Genomic DNA, 8,921 nt, shown 5'->3' on the forward strand with positions numbered 1-8,921 from the left:
ACCACGATGAGCGACGGCCCGCCGCCGCTGAACCTGCGCGAGCTCGCCGAGGGGCTGAGCTCGCCGCGGCCGCCGACCACGCCGCCGCGCGTGGACGCTCCCCTGCTCGGGGCCTCCCGGCTGGAGGTCCTGGGCGGCTGGCTGGCGAGCACGCAGGACCGCGACGTGCCGGCGCCGCTGGACCGGGCCCGGCTGGTGGTCTTCGCGGGCGACCACGGGATCGCCCGGCAGGACGTGTCCCGGCTCGCGCCGACGGCGACCGCCGACGCCGTGCGGGCGCTGGTGGCCGGACGCGGGCCCACGGCGAGCCTCGCCGCGCTGCACGGCGTGGACGTGGTCGTGCACGCGATGGCCGTCGACGACGACCTGGCCGACCTGCCCGCCGCCGTCACGGCGCACGCCGTGCGGCGCGCGTCGGGCGACGTGCGGGTCGAGGACGCCCTGACGCTCGCCGAGACCGAGGCCGCGCTGCGCGCCGGGGCCGCCGTCGCCGACGCCGAGGTCGACGCGGGGGTGGACCTGCTGATGCTGGGGGACCTCGGCGTCGGGGGCACCACGGTGGCCGCCGTGCTGGTCGCGGCGTGCCTGCGCAAGGGCGCGGTCGACGTCGTCGGGCGGGGCAGCGGCATCGACGACGCCGCGTGGATGCGCAAGACCGCGGCCATCCGCGACGCCGTGCGCCGCAGCCGGAGGCACGCGACCCGGCCCGTGGTCCTGCTGCAGGCCGTGGGCAGCGCCGACACCGCGGCCGCGGTCGGCTTCCTGCTGCGCGCCGCCGCGCGCCGCACCCCGGTCCTCCTCGACGGCGTCGTGTCCGTGGCGGCCGCGCTGGTCGCCTCCCGCGGGGTGCCGGGCGTCGAGCGCTGGTGGGCGCTGGCGGCCCGCACCGCGGAGCCCGCGCAGGCGCTGGCCGCCGACCGCCTGAAGCTCGACCCGCTGCTGGACCTGGGGGCCGCGCGCGGGGGCGGGACCGGCGCGCTGACCGCGCTGGCGGTGCTGCGGGCCGCGCAGGTCCTGGCCGCCTCCGACGCGGCCGACGCCCCGCCGGCGCCGCAGGCCCCGGCGGACGCACCGGCGGTCGACGGACCCGCGGCCGTCGATCGGGGGGCCGACGACGAGCCGGCGCCCGAGGGCGAGCCGACGGGGGACCCCTCGCCCGAGGTCGTCCCCGGCGGCCGCCCGGAGCCCGAGGTGGAGCCGGAGCCCCGGCCGCAGCCCGGGCCTGAGGTGCCGGCGGGGCACGGGGTGCCGGCGGGGCCCGTGGCGACCGGCGCGGCGGACGAGGGTCAGCGGGTCGGCGGGCCCGCGGCCTCCGCGGACAGCGAGCGCCCCAGCAGGTAGCCCGTCGCCGCGGGCCCGGAGTCGACGAGGGGGTCGAACCCGAGCCGCCGGTAGACGGCCACGGCCCGCGTGTTCGCCGCGGACACGCCCAGGTGCACGCCGGGGGCGCCCGCGTCGCGCAGCTGCCGCACGACGTGCTCCAGCAGCCGGCGGCCCAGGCCGCGGCCCTGCGCGACCGGGAGCAGGTCGACGTGCAGGTGAGCCGGGTGCGTCGTCAGGTGGGGGCGGGCGGGGTCCGGCGCGGTGTGCACGAGGTGCAGGAGCGGGGCGTCGAAGGGCCGGACGGCCTCGCCGGGCGCGGGTCGGTACCTCGCGCGCAGCGGCGGCCACCACGTCCCGGCGCACCAGGCCTCGAAGGCGAGGGTGTCGCGGCAGCCGATCACGTAGCCCGCGACGCGTCCGGCGCGCTCGACGACCGTCACGAGCTCCGGGTCGTGCACGGCGTAGGGGGCCGCGTAGACGTCCCCCACCAGGTCGGGCCAGCGGGTGAGGCCCGTGGCGTCGGCGCCGACGTCGGCCGTGCGCAGGCAGACCTCGCGCAGGGCGTCCAGGTCGTCCGGGGCGTACGGCCGCACGCGCAGGTCCTCCCCGTGGCGGCGCGCGGCGTCGTCCCCGTCCACCTGCACCTCCCCGTCCACGTCCACGTCCACGCCCACGCCCACGCCCACGCCCCGCGAGCCTGCCACCCCGGCCGCCGCGGCCCGGCGCAGGGCCTGCGGCGCGCTGGCTAGGGTGAGGCCGTGGTCCACCTCACCCTGTCCGGGAAGTCCGTCAAGAGCGTCGCCGCCGACGTGCTGGTGCTGGCGGTGGCCGACGACGGGGGCTCTCCCGTCCTCCTGGCCACCGACGAGCTGCCGCGCGCGGCGCGCGCGGCGCTCACGAGCGCGGTGACCGACCTGCGCGTCACCGGGGCCGCGGAGGCGGTGCAGCTCGTGCCGTCGGTGCCGGGGCTGGCGACGTCCCTCGTCGCCCTGGTCGGCGTCGGCCCGCTCGCTGCGGCCGACGCGCACGAGGTGCTGCGCCGCGCGACGGGGTCCGCGGTGCGCGTCCTCGCCGGCCGCCGCAGCGTCGCGCTGGCGCTGCCCGTGCCGGACGCGGGTGCCGTCGGTGCGGTCGCCGAGGGAGCGGCGCTCGGCGCCTACGCGTTCTCCCTGTACCGCACGGTCGAGCGGGCCCCGGTCGCCGAGGTCGCGGTGCTCGTCGGCAAGCCGCGCGACCGGGCGCTGCGCACGGCCCTCGAGCGCGCCCGCGTCGTCGGTGAGGCCGTGGCGCTGGCCCGCGACCTCGTCAACACCGCCCCCGGTGACCTGGCGCCCGCGGACCTCGCGGCCGCCGCCGTGCACCTCGCCGAGGGCAGCTCGCTCACGGTGCGCGTCCTCGCCGAGCAGGAGCTCGCCGACGGCGGCTTCGGCGGCATCCTCGGGGTCGGCCAGGGCTCGGCCCGGCCGCCGCGCCTCGTCGTGGTCGAGCACCGCCCGAAGGCGGCCCGCGGCCACCTCGCGCTCGTCGGCAAGGGCATCACCTTCGACTCCGGCGGCCTCTCGCTCAAGCCGCCGGCCGGCATGGAGACGATGAAGAGCGACATGTCCGGGGCGGCGGCCGTGCTGGCTGCCGTCAAGGCCGCGGCCGACCTGGACCTGCCGCTGCGCGTCACGGGCTGGCTGGCGGTCGCCGAGAACATGCCCTCGGGCACCGCGATCCGGCCCTCCGACGTCCTGACGCTGCACGGCGGCACGACGGTCGAGGTCCTCAACACCGACGCCGAGGGCCGCCTCGTGCTGGGCGACGCGCTGGTGGCGGCGACCGCCGAGCACCCGGACCACGTCGTCGACGTCGCGACGCTGACGGGCGCCCAGGTCGTCGCGCTCGGCAACCGGGTGTCGGCCGTGATGGGCAACCACGACGGCTTCCGCGACGCCGTGCTGGCCGCGGCCGAGCGGGCGGGCGAGCAGTTCTGGCCGATGCCGCTGCCCCGCGAGCTGCGGGCGAGCCTGGACTCCCCCGTCGCCGACCTCGCCAACATCGGCGACCGCGCCGGCGGCATGCTCGTCGCGGGCCTCTTCCTGCAGGAGTTCGTGGGAACGGGTGCCGACGGCGAGCCGGTGCCGTGGGCGCACCTGGACATCGCCGGGCCGGCGTTCCAGACGGGCGAGCCCCACGGGTACACGCCGAAGGGCGGGACGGGTGTCGCCGTCCGGACGCTGCTGGCCCTCGCGGAGGACCTCGCGACCTCCTGAACCGGTCAGGTGCGGCCGTTCGTCCGCGCGGTCGCGGGTGACGGGATTCGCCCGAACGGGTGATCTCTCCGAGCGTTGAGCCTTCCATTCATGACGATGAGTGATGAAGACTGCACGAACGGGTCTGATGGCCTGATCGAACCTCCCGGGGAGTCGTGCACAGATAGCGACGACCGCTATGCTCTTGGTGACGACTCTCGGGGGACGTCAGCACCCGCCCACCCTTTCGAACCGCCCGGCCGCGGCCGGTCGCCCGCCCAGGAGGCTCCATGTCCCGCCTGATCCACCTCGCCCGTCGCGCCACCCTCGCCGCCGCCGGCACGGCCCTCGTGGCCGGCGCCGTGGTCGGGACGAGCGGCGTCGCCCTCGCCGAGCCCGTCGCCGTGGCCAAGCAGACGAGCGTCGCCCCCGCGAAGAAGGAGGCGGCGCCGCTGAAGAAGGAGGCCGCCCCCCTCAAGAAGGAGGCGGGTCTGCTGAAGAAGGAGGCGGGTCTCCTCAAGAAGGAGGCGGCGCCCCTGAAGAAGGAGGCCGCCCCCTTGAAGAAGGAGGCCGCGCCGCTCAAGAAGGAGGTGGCCCCCCTGAAGAAGGAGGCCGCGCTACTGAAGAAGGAAGCGGCGCCGCTCAAGAAGGAGGCGGCCCCCCTCAAGAAGGAGGCCGCGCCCCTGAAGAAGGAGTCCACCCCGACCGAGTGGCTGCGCTGACCCCAGCGCACCACCGGCGCGAGCGGGCCGCAGCACCGACGACGCCCCCGGCAGCAGGACGACGGCGGCACCACGACACCCGTGGTGCCGCCGTCGTCACGTCCGGGCAGCACCGTCGCGTCCCCACTGGCGCCCGAGGTGGTCCGTGGTGACAGAATCGCCCGGACCCAGTCGCCATCAGCCAACACCGGGAGCAATTCGTGGCAGGTGCCGCCGAGCAGGAGTACGACGTCGTCATCCTCGGAGGGGGCAGCGGTGGCTACGCCGCCGCACTGCGCTCCGCCGAACTGGGGCTGTCGGTCGCCCTCGTGGAGAAAGACCTGCTGGGAGGGACCTGCCTGCACCGCGGGTGCATCCCGACCAAGGCCCTGCTCCACGCGGCCGAGGTCGCCGACACCGCGCGCGAGGCGGAGTCCTTCGGCGTCCGCGCGTCGCTGGAGTCGATCGACATGGCGGGCGTGAACAAGTACAAGGACGGCGTCGTCGCGCGCCTCTACAAGGGCCTGCAGGGGCTCGTGAAGTCCCGCAAGGTCGAGCTGGTCAGCGGCGCGGGCCGTCTGGTGGGCAAGCGCACCGTCGAGGTGGACGGGCAGCGCTACACCGGCACGTCCCTCGTGCTGGCCACCGGCTCCTACTCACGCACGCTGCCCGGCCTCGAGATCGGCGGCCGGGTCATGACCAGCGAGCAGGCGCTGCAGCTGGACTCGGTGCCGAAGTCCGTCGTCGTCCTGGGCGGCGGGGTGATCGGCGTGGAGTTCGCGAGCGTCTGGCGCTCCTTCGGCGCCGACGTGACGATCGTCGAGGCGCTGCCGCACCTCGTGCCGCTGGAGGACGAGGCCGCGAGCAAGGCGCTCGAGCGGGCGTTCCGCAAGCGCGGCATCACGTTCTCCCTCGGCGTCCGCTTCGCCGGTGTCGAGCAGAGCGACGCGGGCGTCGTGGTGAAGCTCGAGAACGGCAAGAGCTTCGAGGCCGAGATCATGCTCGTCGCCGTGGGGCGCGGGCCCAGCACCGCCGGTCTCGGCTACGAGGAGCAGGGCATCACGATGGACCGCGGCTTCGTCCTGACCGACGAGCGCCTGCGGACCAACGTCGACGGCGTCTACGCGGTCGGCGACATCGTCCCCGGCCTGCAGCTCGCGCACCGCGGGTTCCAGCAGGGCATCTTCGTCGCCGAGGAGATCGCCGGGCTCGCCCCGGCCCCCATCGACGAGCTCGGCATCCCCAAGGTCACCTACTCCGAGCCCGAGGTCGCCTCCGTGGGCCTGACCGAGGCCAAGGCGCGGGAGAAGTACGGCGACGTCGAGGTCGTGGAGTACAACCTGGGCGGCAACGGCAAGAGCCAGATCCTCGGCACCACCGGCTTCGTGAAGCTGGTGCGCCAGAAGGACGGTCCCGTCGTCGGCGTCCACATGGTCGGCTCGCGCATGAGCGAGCAGGTCGGCGAGGCCCAGCTCATCGTCAACTGGGAGGCCTTCCCGGAGGACGTCGCGGCCCTCGTGCACACCCACCCGACGCAGAACGAGGCCGTCGGCGAGGCCTTCCTGGCCCTCGCCGGCAAGCCGCTGCACTCGCACAGCTGACCCGTCCCCGGCCGGCTCCCGCGGGGGCCGGCCGGGGCTCGCAGAACCGCCAGATCCGTGGGCGTCCTCCGGGCGCCCGGAGCACGCCCGTCGTGAGGAGAACCGAACAGATGTCGAACTCGGTGCAGATGCCGGCGCTCGGGGAGAGCGTCACCGAGGGCACCGTGACCCGGTGGCTGAAGCAGGTCGGCGACACCGTCGAGGTCGACGAGCCCCTGCTGGAGGTGTCCACCGACAAGGTCGACACCGAGATCCCCTCGCCGTTCGCGGGCACCCTCCAGGAGATCCTCGTCGAGGAGGACGAGACCGTCGAGGTCGGCGCCGACCTCGCCCGCATCGGGGACGGCGCGGCCGCCGAGGCCCCCGCGGAGCCCGAGCCCGCCGCGGCCCCCGAGCCCGAGACCGCTCCCGAGCCGCAGGAGGCCCCGGCCCCCGCGGCGCAGCCGACCGGTGGCGCCACCTACGTCACGCCGCTCGTGCGCAAGCTCGCCAAGGACCTCGGCGTGGACCTGTCCGCGCTGACGGGCACCGGGGTGGGCGGGCGGATCCGCAAGCAGGACGTCACGGCCGCCGCCGAGGAGGCGAAGGCGGCCGCCGCGAAGGCCGCCGAGGCTGCGAAGGCTCAGCAGGCCGCCCCGGCTCCGGCCGCCGCACCGGCCGCCAAGCCGTCGGCGCCCGTGGTCGAGGTCTCCGCCAAGCGCGGGACGACCGAGAAGATGTCGCGGCTGCGCAAGATCATCGCCCAGCGCATGGTCGAGTCGCTGCAGACGTCGGCGCAGCTCACGACCGTCATCGAGGTCGACGTCACGCGCGTCGCCCGGTTGCGGGCGCAGGCGAAGAACAGCTTCCAGGCCACCGAGGGCGCGAAGCTCACGTTCCTGCCGTTCTTCATCAAGGCGACCGTCGAGGCGCTGAAGCAGCACCCGTCGCTGAACTCCAGCATCGACGGCGACACCGTCGTCTACCACGCCAGCGAGAACATCTCGATGGCCGTGGACACGCCGAAGGGCCTCATCGTCCCCGTCATCAAGGACGCCGGGGACCTGAACCTGGGCGGCATCGCGCGCAAGGTCGGTGACCTCGCGGCCCGCACGCGGGCCAACAAGATCACCCCGGACGACCTGGCCGGCGGCACCTTCACCATCACCAACACCGGCAGCATCGGCGCCCTCTTCGACACGCCGATCATCAACCAGCCGCAGGTGGCCATCCTCGGCACGGGCGCGATCGTCAAGCGCCCCGTGGTGGTCCCCGACGCCGACGGGCAGGACTCGATCGCCATCCGGTCGATGGCCTACCTGGCGCTGTCCTACGACCACCGCATCGTCGACGGCGCGGACGCGGCCCGCTTCCTGCAGACGATCAAGAAGCGGATCGAGGACGGCGCCTTCGAGGGCGACCTCGGCCTCTGACGTCGCGGCGTGGGCCCCGCCCCTCCGGGGTCGGGGCCCGCGCACCTGCGTGCCGGTCGCCCCCGTCGTGAGCAGCCCGCTCGCGGGCGACCAGCCGACGCTCGAACACCCCCCACCGAGAACCGAGGAGAGTCGCGCGTGCGCGTCGTCGTCAGTGGTGCCAGTGGCCTGATCGGCCGGCACCTGGTGCCGTCCCTGCGCTCGGACGGGCACGACGTGCTGGTCCTCGTCCGCCGGCCGGCACGCGGTCCGCAGGAGGTCCAGTGGGACCCGGCGGCGGGCCGGCTCGACCCGGCGGCGCTCGCCGGGGCCGACGCGGTGGTCAACCTGTCCGGGGTCGGGGTGGGCGACCACCGGTGGACCCCGGCGTACCGGCAGGAGATCCTCAGCTCGCGCGTGGACACCACGTCCACGCTGGTCACCGCGATGCTCGCCCAGGACCGGCCCCCGGCCGTGCTGGTCAACGCCTCCGCGATCGGCGCCTACGGCGAGGGCGGCAGCACCGTCCTGACGGAGGACTCGCCGTGGGGCGACGACTTCCTCGCCGACGTGGTCCGCCGGTGGGAGGCCGCGACGCAGCCCGCCGCCGACGCCGGCATCCGGGTCGCGCTGGCGCGCACGGGTCTGCTGGCCAGCCCGGCGGGCGGCGCCTTCGGGCGGCTCCTGACGCTGTTCCACCTGGGCGTCGGCGGCCGCCTCGGCAGCGGGCAGCAGTGGTGGAGCCTCATCTCGATGCCCGACGAGGTGCGCGCGCTGACGTTCCTCCTCGAGCAGCCGGTGTCCGGGCCCGTCAACCTCACGTCGCCCGTCCCCGCCCACAACTCCGTGGTGACGAGCGAGCTGGCGGCCGCCCTGCACCGCCCCGCGGTCGTCCCGGTCCCCGGCTTCGCGCTGCGGGCCGCGCTCGGCGAGTTCGCCGGGTCCATCCTCATGAGCCAGCGCGTCGTGCCGCAGCGGCTGCTCGACGCGGGCTTCGCCTTCCGCCACCCCGACGTCACGACCATCGTCGGCTGGCTCGCGGACGCCTGACCACCGGCCTGCCCACCGGCCTGGTGGCGGCCGGGCGGCCCGGCGCCGTCCGCGGTCCTCAGCCGACGGCGTCGATGCGCCACTGACCCGCGACCCGCACGAGCGTCAGCCGTGACGTGCGCGGGGCCGTCGCGGCCACGGGCGTGCTGCCGCCGTCGGCCGCGACGACCTCGTGCGCGCCCGTGACGACGCGGGTGAGGACGACCGCCCGCTCGGGCCCCGACTCCTCGACCGTCACGTCGCGCACGTCGAACGTGAGCCCCGACCACCGCAGGCCCTGCGCGTCGAGCTGCGCGAGCAGGGCGGTGTCCGTCCGCAGCGCGGACGACCCGCCCGCGTCGACGAGCAGGAGCCCGGCGGTGTCCCCGCCGGCGAGCGCGACCGCCCGCCGGGCCGCGAGCTCGCCGACCGCCGCCGCGAGGTCGTCGCCCGCGAGGACCGCGGCGCCCACGTCGCCCTCGGCGTCGCCGGAGGGTCCGGGCGCCGCGGGGGCGGTCCCGGCACCGGACGCCACCGCACCGGGGACCGCGGAGCCGGTCGCCGGCACCGACGGCGCGAGGACGGGCAGCCCCGGCGTGGGCGCGGTCGCCGCGGCCCCCTCCGGCGCGGGCGGGGTGGACG

6 protein-coding genes and 2 pseudogenes are annotated in these 8,921 nt (G+C 76.0%); 6 read left to right on the plus strand and 2 right to left on the minus strand.

The features are described from left to right. The coding region (locus tag GTR02_RS16670; RefSeq protein ID WP_166608620.1) for a nicotinate-nucleotide--dimethylbenzimidazole phosphoribosyltransferase at positions 1 to 1,341 on the plus strand (1,341 nt) is incomplete at its 5' end. On the opposite strand, the gene GTR02_RS16675 is transcribed toward GTR02_RS16670, so the two are convergent. After that, positions 1,287 to 2,090: a GNAT family N-acetyltransferase gene (locus GTR02_RS16675; RefSeq protein ID WP_205709459.1), complete on the minus strand. Its 804-nt coding sequence runs from the start codon at positions 2,088 to 2,090 to the stop codon at positions 1,287 to 1,289. The genes GTR02_RS16670 and GTR02_RS16675 overlap by 55 nt on opposite strands. Here GTR02_RS16675 and GTR02_RS16680 point away from each other — a divergent pair. From GTR02_RS16680 to GTR02_RS16700, 5 genes and pseudogenes are all read left to right on the plus strand, one after another. Then, positions 2,082 to 3,578 carry a leucyl aminopeptidase gene (locus tag GTR02_RS16680; RefSeq protein ID WP_166608621.1) on the plus strand — a complete coding sequence of 499 codons (1,497 nt, stop codon included), beginning with the start codon at positions 2,082 to 2,084 and terminating at the stop codon, positions 3,576 to 3,578. The genes GTR02_RS16675 and GTR02_RS16680 overlap by 9 nt on opposite strands. A gap of 269 nt (positions 3,579 to 3,847) precedes the next feature. Then, the gene (locus GTR02_RS16685) at positions 3,848 to 4,279 is read left to right on the plus strand and encodes a hypothetical protein (protein ID WP_166608622.1); all 432 of its coding nucleotides are present in this window, start codon (positions 3,848 to 3,850) and stop codon (positions 4,277 to 4,279) included. 200 nt (positions 4,280 to 4,479) lie between these two features. Beyond that, positions 4,480 to 5,859, plus strand: coding sequence for a dihydrolipoyl dehydrogenase (gene lpdA, locus GTR02_RS16690; RefSeq protein ID WP_166608623.1), 1,380 nt, complete (start codon positions 4,480 to 4,482; stop codon positions 5,857 to 5,859). Further along, a pseudogene (gene sucB, locus GTR02_RS16695) lies at positions 5,757 to 7,271 on the plus strand (2-oxoglutarate dehydrogenase, E2 component, dihydrolipoamide succinyltransferase); the annotation flags it as partial. The gene lpdA and the pseudogene sucB, both read left to right, overlap by 103 nt. A gap of 138 nt (positions 7,272 to 7,409) precedes the next feature. Then, positions 7,410 to 8,300, plus strand: a complete 891-nt coding sequence (locus GTR02_RS16700) for a TIGR01777 family oxidoreductase (protein ID WP_166608624.1) — start codon at positions 7,410 to 7,412, stop codon at positions 8,298 to 8,300. A gap of 58 nt (positions 8,301 to 8,358) precedes the next feature. Here the strand turns inward: GTR02_RS16700 and GTR02_RS16705 are convergent. Further along, positions 8,359 to 8,921, minus strand: a pseudogene (locus tag GTR02_RS16705) (hypothetical protein); the annotation flags it as partial.

Origin of the sequence: Kineococcus siccus (assembly GCF_009906795.1) — a bacterium.
GTDB lineage: Bacteria > Actinomycetota > Actinomycetes > Actinomycetales > Kineococcaceae > Kineococcus > Kineococcus siccus.

Coding starts and splice junctions, on each gene's coding strand:
- GTR02_RS16685 (WP_166608622.1), top strand. CDS start 3,848: ATGTCCCGCCTGATCCACCTCGCCCGTCGCGCCACCCTCGCCGCCGCC.